This window comes from Citrobacter sp. Cpo091, assembly GCF_030332645.1.
GTDB classification, from domain to species: Bacteria; Pseudomonadota; Gammaproteobacteria; order Enterobacterales; family Enterobacteriaceae; genus Citrobacter; species Citrobacter portucalensis.
In genome coordinates this window covers 619,713-643,564 of record NZ_JAOWHL010000028.1, presented here as the reverse complement: position 1 = coordinate 643,564, position 23,852 = coordinate 619,713, and the positions used below count along the sequence as shown (strand labels likewise).

The following is a 23,852-nucleotide window of genomic DNA, read 5'->3' as shown; positions in this document are numbered from 1 at the left end:
TTTCATGTTAAGGAAAACAAAGCGACGTTTCCCTGTTTATGCCTGACGTGTCTATAACGACATACTGCTCGCATGCGTATCCCTGGATCCTCACGAAAAGTTAAAAATTTTGTGATAACTTCCGCCCCTTGCCTGAGGTAAGCTTTCAGCATGACGAGAGGGGGATGACACTGATGGCAGGCGCGAAAAAGATATTTTTGGTGGAAGATGACAGCGATATTGCCTCACTTTTGCAGCTTAGCCTGAAGGATGAGGGTTACGAGATTGTTCATGAGGCAGATGGAGCTCGTGCGCTTGAACAACTGGAGAAACACGTCTGGGATGCCGTTATCCTCGATCTGATGCTGCCGGGTGTCGACGGGCTGGAGATTTGTCGTCGCATTCGCCAAATGAGTTTTTATTTGCCCGTCATTATCATCAGCGCCCGCACCAGTGAAACGCACCGTGTATTGGGGCTGGAGATGGGTGCCGATGATTATCTGGCCAAACCTTTCTCGGTGCTGGAGTTGATGGCCCGGGTAAAGGCATTGTTTCGTCGTCAGGAAGCGATGAGTCAGAACCTACGTATGGAGGCGGGGATTATCACCGTTCATGGCGTAGAGATTGACCCATTAGCCCGGGAAGTCCGGCTGCATGGTAAATCCCTCGATTTAACGCCGCGCGAATTCGATCTGCTCTATTTTTTCGCCCGTCATCCAGGCGAGGTCTTTTCGCGTCAGGCGCTGTTAGATCAGGTGTGGGGCTACCAGCATGAAGGGTATGAGCATACGGTGAACAGTCATATTAATCGCCTGCGGACCAAAATTGAAAAGGATGCTGCGGAGCCGGAAATTATTCTCACGGTTTGGGGACGAGGCTATAAGCTTGCTGCGGTTAACGCGGAGCATCAGCCATGATTTATCGCCTGTCGCTGAGCCAGCGTCTGACCCTCGTCTTTACCGCCATTATGCTGATTTGTGCGGTTACCGTCAGTGTTGTCCAGATCCGCAGCAGTAAACAGTATGGCGACGCCATGGTGCAAAGGCTCTCGCTGGAGCTGGCGAGCAAGATTGTCAAAAGTGAGTCGCTTATTGATACCAGCGGGCAGATTAATCGCCAGACCTTAAAAGGATTGTTTAATCACCTGATGACGCTTAACCCCAGCGTGGAGCTGTATCTGATTTCACCGTCAGGTGACATACTTGCTGATGCCGCACCGCCGGGGCATATCCAGCGGCAGAAAATTAGCGTACAGCCGATACAGGATTTCCTTAACTCAGATGCGTTGCCCGTCTATGGCAACGATCCGCGTAGCAGCCAGCAAAAGGTATTCAGCGCCGCGCCAGTTTTATATAACGGTGAGTTACATGGCTATTTGTACATTATTCTGCAGGGCGAAGATCTGAATATGCTGGCGAATACCGCCTGGCAAAAAACGCTCTGGAATACCGTGGCCTGGACGTTAATACTGGTTTTATTAGCCGGTGGAATTGCAGGTTTTCTGGTGTGGCGATGGGTGACGAATCCAGTAAAAAGGCTAACCGGACAGGTGGTAAAACTGGAGAAGGACAGCATTACCGTCATCAAACAACTGGCGCAAAAAAATCCCGAACCGGTACCGGAGAATGAAATTGCGCTGCTGAACAATGCGTTTATTGAGTTAGCGCAGAAAATTGCCCAGCAGTGGGATTTATTAGCTGACAGCGATCGTCAGCGCAGAGAGTTTATAGCCAATATTTCGCACGATTTACGTACGCCGCTCACTTCACTGCTGGGATATCTGGAAATGCTGTCGCTGAAAGCCGATACGATGACGCCGGAGGAAAACCGGCATTATCTTAGCATCGCGCTGCGCCAGGGGCATAAAGTTCGCCATCTGTCACAACAGCTGTTTGAGCTGGCAAGACTGGAGCATGGTGGTATAAAACCGCAGCGTGAACGTTTTGCTATTGGTGAATTGATTCAGGATGTGGCGCAGAAATTTGATCTCCCTGTTGCCACGCGTCATTTACAGTTGCACCTGGACGTAACGGGGCCGTTACCACTGGTGAATGCCGATTTATCGATGATAGAAAGAGTCGTGACGAATTTGCTGGATAACGCTATCCGTCATACGCCTGACGGAGGCGAAGTGCGGCTAAAAGTCTGGCGTGATGAAGACCGTTTATTCGCCGAAGTGCAGGACAGTGGGCCAGGGGTAGAAGAAGCTGTGCGAAAAGTATTGTTTCAGCGCCCGACCGCGTTAATTCCCCGTGAGCAGCGGGACGAGCGCGGCGGCCTGGGCTTACTGATCGTGCGTAGAATGCTCGAACTGCATGGAGGGGATATACATCTGGTTAGCTCAACGGCAGGGGCCTGCTTCCGTTTCTCGTTGCCGCTGGCGGATTCTCCCCTGAGTAGTTGACGGTGAAGTTTCGGAGTAAAGAGGGTTTTGGCATTGTACTCATGGGCATTGCGTAAAAGTTGGTAGGTTGTCAGTGATAATGAGAATTTTTATCATGCATAGGTAATTCATCAACTTATCTTCGATGAGCGCAAGGAGATCGTATGTCACAGGATGCCGACAACCTGTATATCGCCAGGACTAAAGCTGTTGCTGGCTGCTTTTCAATGTTTTTACTGATGTTTGGCCTCACGTTTACCCCGTTGTTTTTCCCCGCGAGTCAGGACCTGCTTGCCAAAGGGGTACTTTTTCCGCTGCTGTTTGCGCTGGAATTTGTTGTGCTGGTTCCGCTGTATTATTTCTTCTTTAGAAAAAGAGAGGGACTGGGCAAAGGCATTTTCAACGCCAGGTGGTTTGCCATTTTGTTCGCGGCGCTGCTGTTTATTCAGCTTATCCTGCCATTGATTTTGGGTCTCAGACAAACTGAAGCGTGGGTGACCAGCCAAATATCCTTAAGTAGTTATGCGTTGTGGTTATCTACATTGACCCTGATATTTATCGCGCCAGTTTATGAGGAAATTGTTTTCAGAGGCTGTTTATTCAACGCGTTCCAGTACTGGTTCAATAATAAAACCTGGCTGTCGTCAGTGGTGGTATCGGTCATTTTTGCCATCATGCATACGCAGTATGTGGATCTACGCACGTTGCTGATGTTGTTTCTTGTGTCGCAGGTGTTGATCCTGGCCAGACTGAAAAGCAACGGTCTGTTGATGCCAATTATGCTGCATATAGTGATGAACGGGACGGTTATTGCTCTGCAAATGGGAGCCCAGACGTTACTGCCTGATTCATAAAGGTGATGCCCGGAATCCGGGCATCGGGGATTATACGTGCAGACGATGGTGCAAACGTGCACCGACCAGCAACGCCAGCACCAGCATCAGGGCGATAAATCCACCCACGCCGTTCCAGCCGTAGCTGTGCCAGAACACACCGCCCAGCGTACCGGCAATGCTGGAACCCAGATAATAGCTGAACAGATACAGGGAAGAAGCCTGGCCTTTAGCGCGTTTTGCTCGTGGTCCAATCCAACTGCTTGCTACGGAGTGCGCGGCAAAGAACCCGGCTGAAAAGAGTAGCATCCCGGCGAAGATCAGCCATAGCGATGTGAACAGGGTCATTAAAAGTCCAACCAGCATCACGCCTGTTGAAAAGAGCATTACCGGGCCACGGCCATAACGAGTGGTCATAGAACCCGCCTTTGGCGAACTCCATGTCCCAGTCAGATACGCCACAGATAACAGACCGACAACTGCCTGGCTGAGCTCCCACGGGGAGAGCATCAGGCGGTAGCCGATGTAATTAAACAGCGTGACAAACGACCCCATCAACAAAAAACCTTCCGCAAACAGCAACGGCAAACCTTTGTCGCGCCAGTGCAAACGGAAGTTGATAAACAACGTTTTCGGGCGCAGCGATGTGGGTCTGAAATGACGGGATTCCGGCAGGATTTTCCAGAACATCAGCGCAGAGGCAAGGGCAAAACAGCCGATCGCCGCCAGCGCGATACGCCAGTTAAAAAAGTCGGTAAACACGCCGCTGATCAAGCGACCACTCATTCCGCCAATTGAGTTACCGCTGATATACAGGCCCATTGAGAAGGCGACGAAACTGGGATGAATTTCTTCACTCAGATAGGTCATCCCTACCGCTGCGACGCCGCTCAGTGAAAGTCCTATCAGAGCACGCATGATTAAAATACCGTGCCAGCTGGTCATCATCGTTGAAAGCAGCGTACAACAAGAGGCGAGCAGCAGCGCGGTAACCATCACCGGCTTGCGGCCAATAGCATCTGAAAGTGGGCCGGTAAACAGTAACCCTATCGCCAGCATCGCCGTCGAGATGGAAAGCGAGATACTGCTGCTTGCGGGAGAGACCCCAAACTCGTGCGAGAGCACTGGCAGTATGGGTTGTACGCAATAGAGGAGGGCAAAAGTCGCCAGTCCGGCGGAAAACAGCGCCAGCGTGACGCGCATAAATGGGGATGTTCCGCGTTTGATAAATCCATCCGGCGGGGTAACTATCTGTTCATCAACATCGCTTGTTGGCGCGGTATCGACAGTTGTTGTACGGCTCACTTGAAATCCTTGCTCATTCAATTACGTCTACAGGACCAGCCTTAAGAGTATGAAAATCACAATATTCTGTCTAATATATTAATAATCTCAAATAATATTTTAAAAATATGAATATCGAACTGCGTCATTTACGTTACTTTGTGGCCGTTGCCGAAGAGTTGCATTTTGGTCGGGCGGCGGCGCGGTTAAACATTTCGCAACCGCCGCTAAGTCAGCAGATCCAGATCCTTGAACAGCAGGTTGGCGCCCGGTTACTTGCCCGAACTAACCGTAGCGTGGCACTGACCTCTGCCGGAAAGCAGTTTCTGGCGGACAGTCGGCAGATCCTCGGGCTGGTTAATGAAGCCGCCGCCAGGGCTGAGCGTTTGCATCTGGGAGAAGCAGGGGAATTGCGTATCGGCTTTACGTCGTCCGCGCCGTTTATCAAAGCGGTTTCAGATACGTTATCGCTGTTTCGCCAAAGCTACCCGGCAGTGCATATGCAAACCCGTGAAATGAACACGCGTGAGCAAATTGCCCCGCTCAATGAAGGAACGCTGGATTTGGGACTTCTGCGTAATACGCAGCTTCCGGAAACGCTGGAGCGTGAAATCATTCTGCATGAACCACTGATGGCGATGATCCCACGCGCGCATCCGTTGGCGCAAAAACCCGTGGTCACGTTGGCCGAGCTGGCGAATGAGCCATTTGTCTTTTTTGACCCCCATGTGGGGACAGGGTTGTATGACGATATTCTGGGCCTGATGCGTCGCTATGGACTGAAACCGACGATTGCGCAGGAGGTTGGCGAGGCGATGACTATCATTGGGCTGGTGGCCGCAGGATTAGGGGTTTCTATACTTCCTGCTTCTTTTAAACGGGTGCAACTGTATGAAATGTGTTGGATCCCGATAGCGGAAGAAGATGCTGTCTCGGAAATGTGGTTAGTGTGGCCAAAGCATCATGAGCAAAGTCACGCCGCGCAACGCTTTCGCGAGCAGCTTCTGGCGGCCGTTCAGAGCGGTTAATTTAGTTTAAAAATGGGCGAAAATGTGCAGTAAATCACAAGGCTAAGTAAAAAGTTGACGGAAGCCATTGAAGTGCTTCACCATAGCCCGCAGATTATTTCGGAGCGCGAAAATAAAGGGAGTAAGTGGTGGTTGCTGATAGTCAGCCTGGGCATATCGATCAAATTAAGCAGACCAATGCGGGTGCGGTTTATCGCCTGATTGATCAGCTGGGTCCGGTATCGCGTATTGATCTCTCCCGCCTGGCACAATTGGCACCTGCCAGCATTACCAAAATTGTCCGCGAAATGCTCGAAGCGCATCTGGTGCAAGAGCTGGAAATCAAGGAAGCGGGTAGCCGTGGACGTCCGGCCGTTGGGCTGGTTGTCGAAACGGAGGCCTGGCACTACTTATCCATTCGTATCAGTCGTGGCGAGATTTTTCTGGCGCTACGCGATCTGAGCAGCAAGCTGGTGGTTGAAGATTGTCTTGAAATGGCGCTGGTCAGCGAAACACCGTTGCTGGATCGCGTGATAACCCAGGTCGATCAGTTTTTCATCCGCCACCAGCAAAAGCTGGAGCGCTTAACCTCCATCGCCATCACCTTACCTGGTATTATCGATACTGAAAACGGTATCGTTCATCGCATGCCATTTTACGAAGATGTCAAAGAGATGCCGTTGGGCGAAGCGCTTGAGAACCATACCGGCGTGCCGGTGTATATTCAGCACGATATCAGCGCCTGGACGATGGCCGAGGCGCTTTTTGGCGCATCTCGCGGTGCGCGCGACGTCATTCAGGTGGTGATCGATCATAACGTGGGTGCAGGGGTGATCACTGACGGCCATTTGCTGCATGCAGGCAGCAGTAGCCTGGTGGAGATTGGTCATACGCAGGTCGATCCCTACGGTAAACGCTGCTACTGCGGCAACCATGGTTGTCTGGAAACAATCGCCAGCGTCGACAGCGTGCTCGAATTGGCGCAGGTGCGCCTGAAGCAGTCAATGAGTTCTTCTCTACATGGACAACCGTTAACGGTAGACGCGCTGTGTCTGGCGGCCATGCAGGGTGATTTATTGGCGAAAGATATCATTAGCGGCGTTGGGACCCACGTCGGTCGAATTCTTGCCATCATGGTGAATTTGTTCAACCCGCAAAAGATATTGATTGGCTCTCCGCTCAGTAAAGCGGCAGATATCTTGTTCCCAACCATCGCGGACAGCATTCGTCAGCAGGCGCTTCCGGCTTACAGTCAGCATATTGTCGTTGAAAGTACGCAGTTTACCAATCAGGGGACGATGGCGGGTGCGGCACTCGTGAAGGACGCGATGTATAACGGTTCTTTGTTGATTCGTCTATTACAGGGTTAACATTTTTTAACTGTTGTACGAAAAATTGCGCTATCTCAAGCTGATCCTGGTCGTCATACCTTAGACTTTCTCCACTGTTTTATTTTCCTGACTTATATTTTCAAAGCATAACGGTGGAGTTAGTGATGCTGAAGCGTTTCTTTATTACAGGTACAGACACTTCTGTTGGGAAGACCGTGGTTTCCCGCGCATTACTACAAGCGTTAGCGTCAGGGGGTAAAAGCGTTGCGGGTTACAAACCTGTGGCCAAAGGCAGCAAAGAGACGCCTGAAGGTCTGCGCAACAAAGATGCACTGGTACTGCAAAGTGTGTCATCTATCGAGCTGCCCTATGAGGCGATTAACCCAATTGCGTTGAGCGAAGATGAAAGTAGCGTGGCGCATAGTGGTCCGGTCAATTACACCCTGTTATCCAACGGTCTCGCAAGCCTCAGCGAAAAAGTCGATCACGTTGTCGTGGAAGGCACCGGAGGCTGGCGGAGCTTGATGAACGATCTGCGTCCGTTATCGGAGTGGGTGGTGCAGGAACAACTGCCGGTGCTGATGGTAGTGGGTATCCAGGAAGGCTGTATTAATCATGCGATCCTCACCGCGCAGGCGATAGCCAGCGACGGGCTGCCGTTGATTGGTTGGGTTGCGAACCGCATTAACCCTGGGCTGGCGCATTATGCGGAAATCATTGATGTGCTGGGTAAAAAATTACCTGCACCGCTGATCGGTGAACTGCCTTATCTGCCTCGTGCAGAGCAGCGTGAGTTGTCGCAGTACATCCGCCTGTCAATGCTCGGCAGCGTGCTGTCGGTAGATAGAGTCGTGGCGTAACGTACGCGACAGTACCGACGCCAGAACACAGGCAATCAGTAATCCGGGGAGCAGGCGATACTCCCCGGTCATTTCACAAACCATCAACGTCGACATTATTGGTGCATGCGTGGTAGCCGCCAGCAGCGTGGCCATCCCCGTTAATCCCAGCAAAATGGCAATTTCATCCGAGCCCGGAAGCCATAATCCCCATACCTGACCCAGCAACATGCCCACCGACAAGCCGACAAACAGCGTTGGCGTAAACACGCCACCCGGGGCACCGGATCCACTGCTGGCAAGCACCGCCAGTAATTTGCAGATAAAAATCCCGCTAACCACTGCCAGCAGCGGTGGTGAAAGTAAATATGACTGCACCACGCTGTAGCCATTACCCCAGACCGTAGGCGTGAGCAATGAAAGCAGGCCAACGATCAACCCGCCAAGCGCCAGTTGCCACGGTGGCGAGAGTTTTAAGCGCAAAAATACATTATGGCTGGCGGTCATCAACCACATGAAGAGCGGTCCACAGATGCCAGCAGCCAGACCGGTGCTGACAATCATAACGTATTCCAGAGCATGTAATTCCCGCGACAGGTGCACGGTATACAGCAGCGCATTGCTGCCGCTAAGCAGATTGGTGGTGAGTAATGCGACTACGGCGGACACCACTACCGGCCCCAGTGAGGCGAGGATCAGCGTGCCAAACAATACTTCGGCAATAAATAAACTGCCCGCTAGCGGGGCATGATAGGCTCCAGCCATACCTGCAGCGGCGCCGCAGGCAATCCATAACTTCCATTCTGTACGCGGGGTAAAGCGTTGAGCAAAGCAGGAGGCCGCCAGCGCCGCCAGTAAAATCATGGCACCTTCACGTCCGATGGCGCTCCCGCTGGCGACGACCAGTAACGATGCCAGCGATTTCACCAGGCTTGCACTGACGTCAAATTGTCCGTCGGTTTGCAGGGCTTCCATATAATCAGTGGGAGCCTGCGGACGTAAACGGTTAAATTTTTGCCAACCCCACAGTAGTAATCCAGCCGCCAGACCGCCGAGTGCAGGTGTCAGCATACGCCTTAAAGGCGAAAGGTTTGTCGCTGCGTTGACCAGACTTCCCGTGTTGTTGCTCAGAAACAACCATTCGAGAAGCAGCATGGCATGACGAAATCCTGCGACGGCCAGCGCAGCAAGGACGCCAATCAACGCGGCGAACAGCAGGCGGCGGAACATGGCACGCAGGTCAGGGTAAGCATGTAAATGATGCATGAGTGGCCAGACTGGAAAATTCAGACGCTCTATTTTGCGGCTATTAGGCAACAGAAGCAAAAGCTCAGCGTGCGCAACAGGATGCACCACAGGCAGGACAATTCCTGCCTGTGACGAAATTAACGGAACAAAGGCTTATCGGCTACCGGGATCAGTAACTGTGATTGCCACTGTGCCAGCGTCAGGCGCGCCAGCTCACCAAGCGCCTGGTAGAACGGGTGATCGGCTTTTTCGATAAACACATTCAGAAAGCGTGATGACCATGGGAACAGATGCCAGGCCAGCAGTTGCTCGCACTCGGTGTGGCGTTCGTTCTCGGCAAGCCAGGCCGTCAGCAGCAGCAGCGAACCAAAGTGATCTTCTGGCTCATTTTGCTGCATGGCAAACTGGATGCCGTTGTCCCGCATCCACTGACGTAATGCCAGCGTGGAGTCGCCAAACAACACGTTTTCACGATCCAGCCAGACGGATCCCCATGGCGGAGAAGGGAGCGCATAAGGCCCAACAAACAGACGTTGCCAGGCCTGCGGGAGATACTCATCGGCATCAGCCTGAAACTGAGCGGCTAACGGCGAAAGCGTTGTCTTTTCAAGCGGCCACTGCGCCTGCCAGCCATCGGTTCTTAACGCACTGACCAGTGCCGAAGCTTCCGCACTGTCTGGGGCATAGTAAAACAGCGCGCCAAGCACGCGCGCTGCGGTAGAAAAGTTGTCTCGTTGTGAAAAATGGGTCATGCAAACAATCCTGAACAGTGCGGGTTGCCCCGCACCCGAAAGTTAACCTGCAACAGCCATTCCGACTGTCATATGTAAACCGTAAAACAATCCGCGGCCAATGATTTCACCGACAAGCACCAGAATTAACCCGAGCACCAACCCGCCAACGGACGGTCGTTTGCGACGGATCAACGGACATATCCAGCAACCCAGACCCGCAGCCAACAGCAGGACTCGCCAGACCTGTAAACTGCCGTAGTCGGGAACCAGCGCGCTGGCGGATTGTACCGAACTGTGGATCTCGCCGAGTGACAGTCCCTGCAGCACAATAACGGCCACCGTAACCAGCAGAGCCAATACGCTGATACCGGCGAATCTGACGACGTTAAAAGAAACACCTGCAGCACGCAGCAGCAGAGCGGCAAATAGCGGTCCACTGAGCAGCATCGTCATGAAAAACGCCAGTGTAGTATAGCCGTTATACCAGGTTGGGACGGTGTCTATCTGGTAGACGTTGGTCATCGCAAAGACAAATACCAGGCCCAGCAGCATGCTCAACAGCATCCAGATTTTACCTAACGCTACGGGCATTTTACCGAGAAACGCCACCAGCCACCACAGGCCACCGACGGCGAAAAACAGCGAACCGCTGGCGATTTCGTTACTTAGCGCCGATGCGCCAATTCTGTTCAGCGAGTTAAACGCGCGCAGCGGCGAACCTAAATGCATGATCGAGGCGAGAAAGGCGATGCCCATTACCAGCCAGAGAAAAAACATACTGCGAACGATACGTTGTTTTGCCAACTCGTCTTTAGCGGTCAGCCAGCCGTAACCACTGACGATCAGCGCCCCGCCTACGCACTGGCCCAGCACCGTAAACAGTACCAGCGGCCATTCATGCCATCCATTTCCCATTTTACACCTCCTTTGGATTAGCCAGAAAACCCGTGGTATCCCCGGTCGGGCGGCAATTGGCGTTTGGTTTGATCACAATATTTGGTTTGGTGAAGTGCGCACCCGGCAGCGGGGCGACGGCAGCCAGTTCACCATGTTTTTTGCGCAGTTCGTCGATGGGGCCAAAATCCAGCGCACGCAGCGGACAGGACTCGACGCAGATGGGCTTTTTGCCGTCTACCACACGATCATGGCAGCCATCACACTTGGTCATATGTCCTTTCGCAGCATTGTACTGTGGCGCACCGTACGGGCAGGCCATATGACAGTAGCGACAGCCAATGCATACGTCTTCATCGACCACCACAAAACCATCCTCACGCTTATGCATCGCACCACTTGGACAAACCTTGGTGCAGGCCGGATCCTCGCAGTGGTTACAGGAGATGGAGAGATAGTAGGCAAAAACGTTCTGGTGCCAGACGCCGTTGTCTTCCTGCCAGTCACCACCTGCATATTCGTAAATCCGCCGGAAACTGACGTCAGGAGTGAGGTCTTTGTAGTCTTTGCAGGCCAGTTCGCAGGTTTTGCACCCGGTGCAACGACTGGAATCAATAAAAAATCCATACTGAGTTGTCATGGGTTAGTCCTTAAACCTTCTCGATCTCGACCAGATTAGTGTGCTGTGGGTTGCCTTTTGCCAGCGGTGAAGGGCGCTGTGTTGTCAGCGTATTGACGCAGGCGCCATGGTCAATTTTGTCGCCGGCCATATCGGCATCGTGCCATGCACCCTGGCCCATTGCGCTGACGCCAGGCAGGATCCGTGGCGTCACTTTGGCCGGAATACGTACTTCCCCGCGGTCGTTAAAGACCCGCACCATATCGCCATTTGCAATACCACGCTTTTGGGCATCGACGGGGTTGATCCACACTTCCTGACGACAGGACGCCTGCAGAACATCGATATTGCCGTAGCTGGAGTGCGTACGGGATTTGTAATGGAAGCCAAACAACTGCAGCGGAAATGCGCTGCGTTTGGGATCGTCCCACCCTTCAAACGTGGAGGCGTAGACGGGAAGCGGGCTAATTACTTCATCCTTCTGCAACTCCCATGTGTTGGCAATTTTCGCCAGCCGGCTGGAGTAAATTTCAATCTTTCCAGACGGTGTTTTGAGCGGATTGGCCTGCGGATCGTCGCGGAATTTTTTATAAGCGACAAAATGCCCGTTAGGATCTTTGCGTTTATAGATCCCCATTTTTTTCAGCTCGTCATAAGAAGGGAGCGCGGGGTCCTTGGCCAGCATTTTTGCATACAGATACTGGAGCCATTGTTCCTGCGTACGGCCTTCCGTAAACCGTTGATAGATATCATTGCCAAGGCGTTTGGCGACTTCGCTCATTATCCAGTAGATCGGTTTGCGTTCGAACTTCGGTGACGTCGCGGGTTGAATAAAAATGAGGTATCCCATGTTGCCCGCATAGTCGTTAGGAATGATGTCTTCCTGTTCGACGGTCATTAGGTCCGGCAGCAGAATATCGGCATATTTCGCCGAAGATGTCATGAAATTTTCGATGACCACTATCATTTCGCATTTCGTATCATCCTGAAGGATCTCATGTGTTTTATTGATATCTGAGTGCTGATTAGTAATGGTGTTACCCGCGTAGTTCCAGATAAATTTAATCGGTACATCGAGCTTATCTTTCCCGCGCACGCCATCGCGGGTTGCGGTCATTTCCGGACCCCGGGCGATGGCGTCGGTCCAGCTAAAGCATGATATCTGGGTCTTGATGGGATTATCCGGCAGCGGCATGCGTTCAATCGTGATGGTGTAGGTTGATTCTCGTGCACCGCTATTGCCGCCGTTGATGCCAACGTTGCCGGTCAGGATTGGCAGCATTGCGATCGCGCGCGAAGTCAGTTCGCCGTTAGCCTGACGTTGTGGACCCCAACCCTGACAAATATACGCCGGTTTTGTACTACCGATTTCTCGTGCCAGTTTAATGATGCGCTCGGCCGGGATCCCTGTGACATGCGAGGCCCATTGGGGCGTTTTAGCGACACCGTCATCGCCATTGCCAAGTATATAGGCCTTGTAATGTCCGTTAGCGGGGGCGTCAGCGGGTAGGGTTTTCTCGTCATAACCGACGCAATATGTGTCAAGGAATGCCTGGTCGACGAGATCTTCGTTAATCAGGACCCAGGCGATTCCCGCCACCAGTGCGGCATCGGTTCCCGGACGGATAGGGATCCACTCATCTTCACGACCCGCAGCGGTATCGGTATAACGCGGGTCGATGACGATCATGCGGGCGTTAGAACGCTCCCGGGCCTGCTCAAGGAAGTATGTTATGCCACCGCCGCTCATGCGCGTTTCGGCAGGGTTATTGCCGAACATCACCACCAGCTTCGTGTTTTCAATGTCGGAGGTACTGTTGCCGTCATTTGAGCCGTAGGTGTAAGGCATTGCCGCCGCGATTTGTGCGGTACTGTATGTGCCGTAATGGCTCAGGAATCCGCCATAGCAGTTCATCAATCGAGCGACCAGCGAGGCATAAGGGGAGGAGCGAGTAATATTGCCGCCGACAATGCCAGAGGTGTAGTTGATATACACGGCCTCATTACCGTATTTCTGTACGGTATTTTTTAAACTGGTGCTGATGGTATCCAGCGCTTCCTGCCAGGTTATGCGTTCGAATTTACCCTCACCGCGTTTGCCCACGCGCTTCATAGGATAATTGAGGCGATCCGGATGATTGATCCGTCGACGGATTGAGCGTCCACGTAAACAGGCACGCACCTGGTGCTGACCATAAATATCGTCTCCGGTCGTATCAGACTCCACCCATACGACCTCGTCATCTTTGACGTGGAGTTGCAGGGCACAACGACTGCCGCAGTTCACGGAACAAGCGCCCCAAACCACTTTCTCTTCAGCCGGTTGCATTGCCTGTTGTACCGCAGCCGCTGCGGTGCGCATCCCAAAAGGTAACGATAACCCGCCAGCGGCAAGCGCCAACGAACCTATAGCCGAGGATTTCACTAACATCCTGCGGCTAATGCCTCCATATTGCTCAGTATCAGACATAACTCACTCCATTATAGTTATCGCTATATATTAATCTCTACAGCGAAATTAATAGCATGCTAATAATAGAGTGAGTTTACCCATTTATGAGTATGGCATCTTAATGCATATCAAACTGGAGTAACCCTCCGCGTACGGAGGGTATGATTTATTGCGGTTCGGCGACGTGCCCGTCCTGTGCAGGTGAGCTGTTGGCAGGGGCGTTTCCACTGTTAGTCCGGGTGTAGAGAATTTTGTGCGTATCGTTTGCACAATGTCCTACCACCAGTGAATCAGGTTGATCGGCCTGATCGTTGGGGACAATGTTCAGCGTAAAGCTGGACTCTGCGACGCCATTATTGATGATGCGCTGCTCGATATCGCTTTTCACGCGTTCACATGACGCAGGTGCCGCCAGAACCTGTGGGGATGCAACTGCCAGTAAGATCGCGGCAATTCCTGTTACGTATTTCATCATCAGCTCCTTTATGATCGACATAGACTAAGATTAGCATTTCTGGTGTAAATAACTGTATTTGCTAATATGATTGAGAATTATCTTCTTATCCCGGTGAAAAATGTGAAGAAACAGACCCTGTTAGGTTTCCTGTGTGTCGTGCTGGTTGGGTGTGATAACGCCAAAGGGCTGGTTTCCTTTACGCCGGAAATGGCCAGTTTTTCCAATGAGTTTGATTTCGATCCGCTGCGCGGGCCGGTGAAAGATTTCAGTCAAACGCTGCTCAACGACAAAGGTGAGGTCACCAAGCGCGTCGCTGGTACCCTGTCACAGGAAGGGTGTTTCGATACACTTGAACTGCACGATATCGAAAACAATACCGGTATGGCGCTGGTCCTGGATGCTAACTACTATCGGGATGCCGAAACGCTGGAAAAACGGATCCGTTTACAGGGCAAATGCCAACTGGCGGAACTGCCTGCTGCAGGTGTGGTGTGGGATACCGACGATAACGGTTTTGTCGTTTCCGCCACGGGGAAAGAGATGAAGGTGCAGTATCGATATGATGCCGAAGGCTACCCGCTGGGCAAAACAACCGTCAGTAAGGACAGCACTTTGCAGGTTGATGCTAAACCGTCGGTTGATCCATTGAAGAAGTTAGATTACACCGCGGTGAGTCTGCTCAACAATCATCCGTTAGGCAATGTCAAACAAACGTGCAAATACGATGAATACGCAAATCCGGTCAACTGCCAGCTTGTTATCGTGGACGAGAGCGTGAAGCCGGCAGTTGAACATCATTACTCGATTGAAAACACGATCGACTACTACTAGTCGTGTTTACTGAGCGGTAGGCGGCAGCAGATTAGGGCCTGCCGTTTTGTGCTCTGCCAGATACTGCTGCTGGAAGATACACATACGAATCGTGTTGCGGTATTGGCCGTTGATAAAGAACTCATGGATCAGCTCGCCTTCGACCATAAAACCGAGTTTACGGTAAATGTGGATAGCCTTTTCGTTCTCTTTATCGACGATCAGATACAGCTTATAGAGGTTGAGCACGGTAAAGCCATAGTCCATTGCCAGCTTTGCTGCCCGTGAGGCCAGACCCTTCCCCTGATATTCCGGCGAAATAATAATCTGGAACTCGGCCCGGCGGTGTACATGGTTAATTTCAACCAATTCCACCAGCCCGGCTTTTTCACCGTCGCACTCCACCACGAAGCGGCGTTCGCTTTGGTCGTGGATGTGTTTGTCATACAGGTCTGACAGCTCAACAAACGCTTCGTAAGGCTCTTCGAACCAGTAGCGCATTACGCTGGCATTATTATCAAGCTGATGGACGAATCGTAAATCTTCACGCTCCAGCGGGCGCAACTTAACACTGAGGGCGCTAGTCATATCGTATCCTTTCAATATCCTTCAAAGTGCAATGATTATGGGGCAACGGTGCGGCCAGTACGGCGGTCGAGGCAGCGCAAGGTGTTAGGTTCCCAGTACGCATTAATATTAGCGCTCTGCTCGCACTTATCACGGCTATCAAAGGCCGTATCGGCTTTGTCCCACTCTTTCTCTGCACGTTTATTGACTTTCTGGCGAAGCTGACGCGTATCGTTCCATTGTTCCTTTTCCATTGCGGCTTGTTGACGACTTTGCGCACTGTCTCCGGATTCAATGACCAGTTTACTGGTTTCAGCAAATGCGGAAGAGGTGTACACAGCCGCAGCCAGCGTCAGCATAGCCGTCAGGCACAGGCGTTTGGTCAGTGTAATTTTCATGGTGAATTCCTTTTATGGGAAAGGGTAAAAACGATAAAACAGGGTTAAATTCTACACTATTCCAGTTTGCGGGCATACCCACCCGGTGGATATGGATACGCTAACGAGATTCTGTCGTATCATGGTTAAACCGAAGGTAACTGAATAACATCAATGCTTAAGACCACATTTCTTTTTTTCATCACCGCGTTATGCGAAATTATTGGCTGCTTTTTACCCTGGCTTTGGCTTAAGCGAGGAGCTACAGCCTGGTTGCTGATACCCGCCGGGGTGTCACTGGCTTTATTCGTCTGGTTGCTGACACTGCATCCGGCAGCCAGCGGGCGTGTATACGCAGCCTATGGCGGTGTTTACGTGGTGACCGCGCTGCTATGGCTACGTATTGTCGATGGTGTAAAACTCAGTTTATATGACTGGTCTGGCGCGCTGGTGGCGTTGTGCGGCATGCTGATCATTGTGGCTGGATGGGGGCGCGCATAGCGCCTTTTTTGTGATCAAACAGCGCTTTTTTGATCTTTATACTTGTATGGTAGTAGCTCAGTTGAGTAAATTTCCTGCATCACAAGAACAGATGTAGGGAATAAGAAATGAAGATTGTTGGGGCTGAAGTGTTTGTCACCTGTCCTGGGCGTAATTTTGTAACGTTGAAAATTACGACAGAAGATGGGATCACCGGGCTGGGAGATGCCACGTTAAATGGACGCGAGCTGTCCGTGGCGTCCTATCTGAAAGATCACGTGTGTCCGCAGCTTATTGGTCGCGATGCGCATCGTATTGAGGACATCTGGCAGTTTTTCTACAAAGGCGCTTACTGGCGTCGTGGTCCGGTCACCATGTCGGCGATTTCTGCGGTGGATATGGCTCTCTGGGACATCAAAGCGAAAGCGGCGAATATGCCGTTGTACCAGTTGCTCGGCGGTGCTTCTCGTGAAGGGGTTATGGTCTACTGCCACACCACAGGCCATACCGTTGATGACGTACTCGAAGATTATGCACGTCATAAAGAAATGGGCTTTAAAGCCATTCGCGTGCAGTGCGGCGTGCCGGGTATGAAAACCACTTACGGTATGTCTAAGGGCAAAGGACTGGCCTACGAACCCGCCACCAAAGGGCAATGGCCGGAAGAGCAGTTGTGGTCAACGGAGAAATACCTGGATTTCACACCAAAATTGTTTGCTGCCGTGCGTGACAAGTTTGGTTTCAACGAACACCTTTTACACGATATGCACCACCGTCTGACGCCAATTGAAGCGGCCCGTTTTGGCAAAAGCATTGAACAGTACCGTTTGTTCTGGATGGAAGACCCAACGCCAGCTGAAAACCAGGAGTGCTTCCGCCTGATCCGCCAGCATACGGTCACGCCGATTGCGGTAGGGGAAGTGTTCAACAGCATCTGGGACTGTAAACAGCTTATTGAAGAACAACTGATCGACTATATCCGCACCACCATCACCCATGCGGGTGGTATCACCGGTATGCGCCGGATTGCCGATTTCGCGTCGCTGTATCAGGTTCGTACCGGTTCACATGGACCTTCCGATCTGTCGCCTGTGTGCATGGCCGCCGCGCTGCATTTTGATCTGTGGGTGCCGAACTTCGGCGTACAGGAATATATGGGCTATTCCGAGCAAATGCTGGAGGTGTTCCCACATAACTGGACCTTTGATAACGGCTATATGCACCCAGGAGACAAACCTGGTCTTGGGATCGAGTTTGACGAAAAACTGGCGGCGAAATATCCGTATGACCCTGCATATCTGCCCGTTGCTCGCCTGGAAGATGGCACGCTGTGGAACTGGTAAGGAGTGATTTGCTATGAAAAGTATCGTAATTGAAAAACCGAATACGCTGATTATCGCCGAACGACCGGTGCCAGAACCCTTAGCAGGTGAGGTGAGGGTAAAAGTGAAACTGGCGGGGATTTGTGGTTCCGACAGTCATATTTATCGCGGTCATAATCCATTCGCACAATACCCGCGCGTGATTGGCCACGAGTTTTATGGCGTGATCGAGGCGGTAGGTGACGGCGTTGACCATTCGAGAATAGGTGAACGGGTGTCCGTTGATCCGGTCATCAGCTGCGGACATTGTTATCCCTGTTCAATTGGTAAACCTAACGTTTGTACATCGCTGGTGGTGCTGGGCGTGCATCGCGATGGCGGTTTCAGCGAGTACGCTGTTGTGCCAGCGAAAAATGCCTGGACGATCCCCGATACAGTGCCTGATGAGCATGCCGTTATGGTGGAACCTTTCACTATCGCCGCAAACGTGACCGGGCAAATTAAACCAACAGAAAACGATATTGCGCTAATTTATGGCGCAGGGCCTATGGGATTGACCACTGTACAGGCGCTTAAGCGTGTCTATAAGGTCAAAACTGTAGTGATTGCTGACAGAATCGATGAGCGCCTGGCCATGGCGAAGCAGTGCGGTGCAGACTGGGCAATCAATAATAGTCAGCACTCGTTGCAAGAGTTCCTTGCGGAAAACGGACTAAAACCGACCATTATCGTGGATGCAGCTTGCCATCCATCCATTTTACAGGAGGCAATCACGCTGGCATCGCCGGCCGCGCGAATTGTTCTGATGGGCTTCTCCAGCGATCCTTGTCAGATTATTCAACAAGGCATTACCGGGAAAGAACTGTCCATTTATTCCTCAAGATTAAATGCGAACAAATTCCCGATTGTGATTGATTGGTTGGTCAACGGACTTATCGATCCTAATCAACTTATTACTCACACTTTTGACTATCACCACGTTACCGACGCAATTGAATTGTTTGAGAAAGATCAGCAGCACTGCTGCAAAGTCTTACTTACATTCAGTGAATAATATAAATAACTGCGAGTAAGTGGTACGCATCTTACCTCTTAGAGATAGCCAATATGAATCAAGAAAAACACGAAAGATCCACGAAAGATCTGGTTAGAGCTGCCGTATCCGGATGGTTGGGTACTGCGCTTGAATTTATGGATTTTCAGTTATATTCTTTGGGTGCCGCACTGGTATTCCATGAAATATTTTTCCCGGAACAGTCTGCCGCCATGGCGCTTATTTTAGCGATGGGTACATACGGTGCAGGATATATTGCTCGCATTGTTGGGGCATTTATATTTGGCAAAATGGGAGACAGCATCGGCCGTAAAAAAGTACTTTTTATTACCATTACGATGATGGGAATTTGTACGACCTTAATTGGCGTGCTGCCAACATATGCACAAATTGGTATCTTTGCGCCTGTGCTGCTGGTGACGCTGCGTATCGTGCAAGGGCTTGGTGCGGGGGCTGAAATTTCGGGCGCAGGCACGATGCTTGCCGAGTACGCGCCAAAAGGTAAACGTGGCATTATTTCCTCACTTGTTGCCATGGGGACCAACTGTGGAACCCTTAGCGCAACGGCCATCTGGGCGGTGATGTTCTTTGCGCTCGACCGTGAGGAGTTATTAGCCTGGGGTTGGCGCATTCCGTTCCTGGCGAGTGTCGTGGTGATGATCTTTGCCATCTGGTTGCGTATGAATCTCAAAGAAAGCCCGGTATTTGAGAAAGTGAATGATGAAGAAAACGCTCCGGCATTAAATAATTCGTCAGAAAATACGCTGGGGGCGATGTTTACCAGTAAATCTTTCTGGCTGGCAACCGGCCTACGTTTTGGACAGGCGGGTAATTCAGGATTAATCCAAACCTTCCTTGCCGGTTATTTAGTGCAGGCGCTTTTATTTGATAAATCTATACCCACTGATGCCTTAATGATCAGTTCGGTGTTGGGCTTTATTACAATACCGTTGCTTGGCTGGTTGTCTGATAAGTTTGGTCGTCGTTTGCCTTATATTATCCTGAATATTTCAGCAATTATTTTGGCTTACCCGATGCTGTCAATTGTAGTGGATAAAACGTATAGCCCGGGTGTCATTATGACGGCATTGATTGTTATTCATAATTTTGCCGTATTGGGGTTGTTTGCTCTCGAAAATATTACTATGGCGGAAATGTTCGGTGCGCGTAACCGGTTTACGCGAATGGCGATTTCAAAAGAAGCAGGCGGGTTGGTTGCTGTTGGTTTTGGTCCGGTTCTGGCGGGTATTTTCTGCAACATGACTAATTCCTGGTGGCCAATTCTGGTGATGGTCATCGCTTACTCACTGATTGGTTTGATTTCCGCGTTGCTGATGCCAGAAGTGAAAGATCGCGACCTGAGCGTACTTGAGGATGCTGCCGAGGTGAATAAAGCCGAGAAGGTTCGTTGTTCGGTGACTCAGACAAGCTGATACCAGACAGTAGCATGGGCGGATGTACTTGAACGCTGCCCATGCTATTACACAGCTTTACATGATGTCATACCAATCATAAAAAGCTTAATGCAAATCAAAACATACAACCATACAGGCGTTACTCTGGAACAGTCCTGATTTCATTTATAAGTAGGCCATACCATGCAAAACAAGCTCTTAGCGGCAAAGGCTGCACTTCCTGACTACGATCGTACAAAACTGGTTCCGCGTATTGTTCATCTGGGGTTTGGCGCGTTTCACCGCGCACATCAGGGTGTTTACGCTGACATTCTGGCCGCCGATCACGGCAGTGACTGGGGCTACTGCGAAGTGAACCTGATTGGCGGCGAGCAGCAGATTTTCGATCTGAAACAGCAAGATAATCTGTATACCGTTGCAGAGATGTCTGCTGATGCCTGGACTGCGAGAGTCGTGGGCGTGGTGAAAAATGCATTGCATGCGCAGGTTGATGGTCTGGAAAGCGTACTGGCAGCGATGTGTGAACCGCAGGTCGCGATCGTTTCCCTGACCATCACCGAGAAAGGATACTGCCATTCTCCGGCGACCGGCCAACTGATGTTAGACAACCCGATGATTGCAGCCGATCTGCAAAACCCCAAACAGCCTAAAACTGCGCCGGGCGTGGTGGTTGAAGCCCTGGCACGTCGCAAAACCGCGGGTTTAGCCGCTTTTACCGTGATGTCCTGCGATAACATGCCAGAAAACGGTCATGTGATGCGCAATGTTGTCATTGCATATGCCCGAGCGGTAGATATGGAACTGGCCGCGTGGATCGAACAACATGTGACATTCCCATCAACAATGGTTGACCGCATTGTCCCTGCAGTTACGCAGGAGACGCTGGACAAAATTGAACATATCACCAGTGTACGCGACCCGGCAGGCGTGGCATGCGAACCGTTCCGCCAGTGGGTAATTGAAGATAACTTTGTTGCCGGCCGTCCTGAATGGGAAAAGGCCGGGGCGGAACTGGTAGCTGATGTCATTCCGTTTGAAGAGATGAAACTGCGTATGCTCAACGGCAGCCACTCTTTCCTTGCGTATCTTGGGTATCTGGCGGGATATCAACATACTAACGATTGCATGGGCGATGAAAACTATCGTCTTGCTGCACGTGCGCTGATGTTGCAGGAACAAGCACCTACGCTGAAAGTAAAAGGTGTTGACCTACAGCGTTACGCCGATCTGTTAATTGAACGCTACAGCAATCCGGCGCTGCGTCATCGTACCTGGCAGATCGCCATGGACGGTAGCCAAAAACTGCCGCAGCGTATGCTTGATTCCATTCGTTGGCACATTGTGCACGGTAGTGACTTTGCGCTGCTGGCACTGGGTGTCGCTGGTTGGATGCGTTACGTAGGTGGTGTGGATGAACAGGGCCAGGCGATTGAAATTAGCGATCCACTGTTGCCGGTGATCCAGAATGCGGTGCGTAGCAGCAACGAGGGCGAAGAGCGCGTTCAGGCGCTGCTGGCAATCGATGCTATTTTTGGCCGTGAACTGCCACAGGTTGAACTGTTCAACCGTCAGGTCACACAAGCGTATCTTACTTTACTGGCTGAAGGGGCGAAGGCGACGGTTGCGAAGTATGCAGCAAAACTGAAGTAACGAAGATTATGCTTTATGTCGCCATCTGGCTTGCAACGGCCAGATGGCGCTGTGTTTTCTGGCATTCACACCAATTAGTTCATGCCTAAACGAATCAGCTCGAGGGGGGCGTATTTGCCTTCACATCCTTCGATTTCCACTGTTTTCCCGCGGCGAATCTGCTCAGCGGTCAGGCCATCGGTATCTATTGCTGTAATGCGGCCTGTGAGTCCGGTGTCGCTGATCATGACGCGGCTGCCGGTGGTGATTGCGTTACGGTTACGATCGTATGTTTTCATGGTGTTTTCTCCTTTCCAACTTACCGTCAAAGCCCGTGGGCTTTTAGTCCCACGTAACGGGCGCAATATAAATACGCTTCTCGTTAATGATTTTTTTTGTTTTCGATCAAAATCACAGCTTTTTTTATGCAGTTATGCGGGAGCGGGGAAAACGCAGGAGAAACTCACCCCGGAGTGAGGTGAGCGTAGTATTAATCTTCGCTGAACCAGTCGCTATTTTCCTGACGAATAAGCTGAACGGACTCACCAATTTCCTGAAGATGGAGCATCATTGCGCGCTCGACCGCATCGCCGTCATGCTTCTCAAGGGCGGCAAAGATATCGTGATGCTGGCGTAGCAGCATTTCAGGCGGGGAAATATGATCCAGGCTCATATAACGAACGCGGTCAATTGTAGCCTTTATATTCTCAACGGTATCCCAGGCGAGTTGGCACTCGGCGATTAAAGCCAGTTTCTGATGAAACTCATCATCAAGCTGGAAGAAATCATTAATCTGTTTTCGGTCAATTGCGATGCGCTGCTGATTCAAATTCTGTTCAAGCTGATAGCACTGTTGATCGTTGATCAGCGATGCGGCACGGCGTACCACGGCACATTCAATTGCCTGGCGAACAAAACAGCCGTTTTGCACCTGCGACAGCGAAATTTTATTCACGTAGCTGCCACGCTGCGGGCGGATCTGAATCAGACCGTTCTCGGCCAGTTTGATGAATGCTTCTCGTACCGGCTGGCGTGACACATTAAAGCGTACAGAAACCTCTTTCTCCGACAGCGGTGTACCGGGTGCAATCAGACAATGCACGATATCACGGCGAAGAATACGGTAAATCTGTTGATTTACTGGCTGTGTAGGGTTGAGCTGCGTTTCTACGGTCATTCATTCTTACTTTTTAGAGAGTTAACCCGGATATTTTATCACTTCTTTCAGGCTATCTATACCCGGCACAAGGCCGGGCAGAGAAATTAGCTCCGGTGGATACTCAGCCCGGCAAAAGACTGTGTGACAGGCATCATTTCAAGGGTGTTGATATTGACATGAGCCGGTAAAGAAGCCACCCACCATACCGCTTCTGTAACATCTTGCGGAGTCAGCGCCGTGGTATTTTCGTAGGCTTTTTCAGCTTTGGCGTCATCACCTTTAAAACGGACATTAGAGAACTCCGTACCGCCAACCAGACCCGGCTCGATGTCGGTAACGCGAATTGCAGTGCCGTGTAAATCAGTACGTAAATTCAGGCTAAACTGGCGAACAAACGCTTTGGTCGCACCGTAGACGTTACCGCCAGCGTATGGCCAACTGCCCGCGGTAGAACCGATATTGATAATATGACCGCGGTTGCGTTCAACCATGCCAGGCAGAACGGCACGGGTCATATAAACCAGCCCCTTGTTGTTGGTGTCGATCATATTCTCCCAGTCTTCAATGCTGGCCTTGTGAGCAGGCTCAAGGCCCAGCGCCAGACCCGCGTTGTTGACCAGAACATCAATATTGCGCCATTCAGCAGGCAGGGCGTCCATCATCTCTTCAATCGATGCACGATTACGTACGTCCAGTTGCGCGGTATAGAGGCGGTCACCCAATTCCTCTTTCAGTTCCTGCAGGCGCTCCTGGCGGCGTCCGGTGGCAATAACTTTATGCCCATTCTCAATAAAACGACGCGTAATGCACTCACCAAAACCTGCGGTTGCTCCGGTTACTAAAACGATCATCTCACTGTTCCTCAACGCTTTTTATGTCGTACTACCATAGCACGTCATTTCCGTTCAGAGCTATTCCTGCGTAACGCGATTGCGGTTGATTCCTGGGAAGTCTACTCTGGTAAACAAATCGTTTTCAG

Annotated in this window: 24 protein-coding genes; 12 read left to right on the top strand and 12 right to left on the bottom strand. The window is 51.2% G+C overall.

The annotated features are described in order from the left end of the window. Window positions 1-173 precede the first annotated feature (173 nt). From OGY04_RS06535 to OGY04_RS06525, 3 genes are all read left to right on the top strand, one after another. A complete protein-coding gene (locus OGY04_RS06535) occupies window positions 174-896 on the top strand; it encodes a winged helix-turn-helix domain-containing protein (RefSeq protein ID WP_008784719.1) in 723 nt (240 codons plus the stop codon). After that, window positions 893-2,383: a sensor histidine kinase gene (locus OGY04_RS06530; RefSeq protein WP_286585003.1), complete on the top strand. Its 1,491-nt coding sequence runs from the start codon at window positions 893-895 to the stop codon at window positions 2,381-2,383. Before OGY04_RS06535 ends, OGY04_RS06530 begins: the two co-directional genes overlap by 4 nt. A 143-nt stretch (window positions 2,384-2,526) precedes the next feature. Further along, window positions 2,527-3,216 carry a CPBP family intramembrane glutamic endopeptidase gene (locus OGY04_RS06525; RefSeq protein WP_137377882.1) on the top strand — a complete coding sequence of 230 codons (690 nt, stop codon included), beginning with the start codon at window positions 2,527-2,529 and terminating at the stop codon, window positions 3,214-3,216. Between the two features lie 30 nt (window positions 3,217-3,246). On the opposite strand, the gene ynfM is transcribed toward OGY04_RS06525, so the two are convergent. After that, the gene (gene ynfM / locus OGY04_RS06520) at window positions 3,247-4,500 is read right to left on the bottom strand and encodes a multidrug efflux MFS transporter YnfM/SxtP(Kp) (RefSeq protein WP_003832886.1); all 1,254 of its coding nucleotides are present in this window, start codon (window positions 4,498-4,500) and stop codon (window positions 3,247-3,249) included. Window positions 4,501-4,607: 107 nt separating this feature from the next. Between ynfM and ynfL the strand changes: the two genes are divergently transcribed. The 3 genes from ynfL to bioD all read left to right on the top strand — a co-directional run bounded on the left by ynfL (window position 4,608) and on the right by bioD (window position 7,677). Beyond that, the gene (gene ynfL / locus OGY04_RS06515; protein ID WP_032943386.1) at window positions 4,608-5,507 is read left to right on the top strand and encodes a multidrug efflux transcriptional activator YnfL/SxtR(Kp); all 900 of its coding nucleotides are present in this window, start codon (window positions 4,608-4,610) and stop codon (window positions 5,505-5,507) included. 128 nt (window positions 5,508-5,635) lie between these two features. Then, a complete protein-coding gene (gene mlc, locus OGY04_RS06510) occupies window positions 5,636-6,856 on the top strand; it encodes a sugar metabolism global transcriptional regulator Mlc (protein ID WP_003832888.1) in 1,221 nt (406 codons plus the stop codon). Between the two features lie 125 nt (window positions 6,857-6,981). Further along, window positions 6,982-7,677 carry a dethiobiotin synthase gene (bioD, locus tag OGY04_RS06505; RefSeq protein ID WP_020996409.1) on the top strand — a complete coding sequence of 232 codons (696 nt, stop codon included), beginning with the start codon at window positions 6,982-6,984 and terminating at the stop codon, window positions 7,675-7,677. Here bioD and clcB read toward each other — a convergent pair. From clcB to OGY04_RS06475, 6 genes are all read right to left on the bottom strand, one after another. Next, window positions 7,633-8,922 (bottom strand): voltage-gated ClC-type chloride channel ClcB, encoded by a 1,290-nt coding sequence (gene clcB, locus OGY04_RS06500; RefSeq protein ID WP_286585001.1) that lies wholly within the window; start codon window positions 8,920-8,922, stop codon window positions 7,633-7,635. The two genes, bioD and clcB, sit on opposite strands and share 45 nt — an antisense overlap. A 119-nt stretch (window positions 8,923-9,041) precedes the next feature. Beyond that, a complete protein-coding gene (dmsD, locus tag OGY04_RS06495) occupies window positions 9,042-9,656 on the bottom strand; it encodes a Tat proofreading chaperone DmsD (RefSeq protein ID WP_286584999.1) in 615 nt (204 codons plus the stop codon). Window positions 9,657-9,698: 42 nt separating this feature from the next. Then, window positions 9,699-10,553: a dimethyl sulfoxide reductase anchor subunit family protein gene (locus tag OGY04_RS06490; RefSeq protein ID WP_286584997.1), complete on the bottom strand. Its 855-nt coding sequence runs from the start codon at window positions 10,551-10,553 to the stop codon at window positions 9,699-9,701. Window position 10,554: 1 nt separating this feature from the next. Further along, window positions 10,555-11,172: a dimethylsulfoxide reductase iron-sulfur subunit DmsB gene (gene dmsB / locus OGY04_RS06485; protein WP_032943391.1), complete on the bottom strand. Its 618-nt coding sequence runs from the start codon at window positions 11,170-11,172 to the stop codon at window positions 10,555-10,557. A 10-nt stretch (window positions 11,173-11,182) separates the two neighbouring features. Beyond that, window positions 11,183-13,621: a selenate/tellurate reductase subunit YnfE gene (ynfE, locus tag OGY04_RS06480; protein WP_128316584.1), complete on the bottom strand. Its 2,439-nt coding sequence runs from the start codon at window positions 13,619-13,621 to the stop codon at window positions 11,183-11,185. A gap of 148 nt (window positions 13,622-13,769) precedes the next feature. Continuing rightward, complete coding sequence (locus tag OGY04_RS06475) at window positions 13,770-14,078, bottom strand: DUF1161 domain-containing protein (RefSeq protein ID WP_008784729.1); 309 nt, start codon at window positions 14,076-14,078, stop codon at window positions 13,770-13,772. Between the two features lie 102 nt (window positions 14,079-14,180). Here OGY04_RS06475 and OGY04_RS06470 point away from each other — a divergent pair, with 102 nt between their 5' ends. Continuing rightward, window positions 14,181-14,891 carry a YnfC family lipoprotein gene (locus OGY04_RS06470; protein WP_286584995.1) on the top strand — a complete coding sequence of 237 codons (711 nt, stop codon included), beginning with the start codon at window positions 14,181-14,183 and terminating at the stop codon, window positions 14,889-14,891. A gap of 6 nt (window positions 14,892-14,897) precedes the next feature. Here the strand turns inward: OGY04_RS06470 and speG are convergent, their stop codons facing one another. Further along, window positions 14,898-15,458, bottom strand: a complete 561-nt coding sequence (gene speG / locus OGY04_RS06465) for a spermidine N1-acetyltransferase (RefSeq protein WP_008784731.1) — start codon at window positions 15,456-15,458, stop codon at window positions 14,898-14,900. Window positions 15,459-15,493: 35 nt separating this feature from the next. Continuing rightward, complete coding sequence (locus tag OGY04_RS06460; RefSeq protein WP_003032382.1) at window positions 15,494-15,835, bottom strand: DUF1283 family protein; 342 nt, start codon at window positions 15,833-15,835, stop codon at window positions 15,494-15,496. Between the two features lie 153 nt (window positions 15,836-15,988). Here OGY04_RS06460 and OGY04_RS06455 point away from each other — a divergent pair, with 153 nt between their 5' ends. The 5 genes from OGY04_RS06455 (at window position 15,989) to OGY04_RS06435 (ending at window position 21,735) form a co-directional block, all read left to right on the top strand. Continuing rightward, entirely contained in the window at window positions 15,989-16,315 is a 327-nt protein-coding gene (locus OGY04_RS06455; protein WP_008784733.1) for a YnfA family protein, read from the top strand. A 107-nt stretch (window positions 16,316-16,422) separates the two neighbouring features. Beyond that, the gene (rspA, locus tag OGY04_RS06450) at window positions 16,423-17,637 is read left to right on the top strand and encodes a starvation-sensing protein RspA (RefSeq protein WP_003832907.1); all 1,215 of its coding nucleotides are present in this window, start codon (window positions 16,423-16,425) and stop codon (window positions 17,635-17,637) included. 13 nt (window positions 17,638-17,650) lie between these two features. Further along, entirely contained in the window at window positions 17,651-18,670 is a 1,020-nt protein-coding gene (locus OGY04_RS06445) for a Zn-dependent oxidoreductase (protein WP_003832908.1), read from the top strand. Between the two features lie 53 nt (window positions 18,671-18,723). Further along, a complete protein-coding gene (locus OGY04_RS06440) occupies window positions 18,724-20,103 on the top strand; it encodes an MFS transporter (RefSeq protein WP_286584992.1) in 1,380 nt (459 codons plus the stop codon). A gap of 165 nt (window positions 20,104-20,268) precedes the next feature. Further along, complete coding sequence (locus OGY04_RS06435) at window positions 20,269-21,735, top strand: mannitol dehydrogenase family protein (protein WP_286584991.1); 1,467 nt, start codon at window positions 20,269-20,271, stop codon at window positions 21,733-21,735. 74 nt (window positions 21,736-21,809) lie between these two features. On the opposite strand, the gene ydfZ is transcribed toward OGY04_RS06435, so the two are convergent. The 3 genes from ydfZ to ydfG form a co-directional block, all read right to left on the bottom strand. Beyond that, the gene (gene ydfZ, locus OGY04_RS06430; protein ID WP_003032393.1) at window positions 21,810-22,013 is read right to left on the bottom strand and encodes a putative selenium delivery protein YdfZ; all 204 of its coding nucleotides are present in this window, start codon (window positions 22,011-22,013) and stop codon (window positions 21,810-21,812) included. 191 nt (window positions 22,014-22,204) lie between these two features. Further along, window positions 22,205-22,891: a GntR family transcriptional regulator gene (locus OGY04_RS06425; protein ID WP_167819925.1), complete on the bottom strand. Its 687-nt coding sequence runs from the start codon at window positions 22,889-22,891 to the stop codon at window positions 22,205-22,207. An 86-nt stretch (window positions 22,892-22,977) separates the two neighbouring features. Further along, window positions 22,978-23,724: a bifunctional NADP-dependent 3-hydroxy acid dehydrogenase/3-hydroxypropionate dehydrogenase YdfG gene (gene ydfG / locus OGY04_RS06420; protein ID WP_020996406.1), complete on the bottom strand. Its 747-nt coding sequence runs from the start codon at window positions 23,722-23,724 to the stop codon at window positions 22,978-22,980. Window positions 23,725-23,852 lie beyond the last annotated feature (128 nt).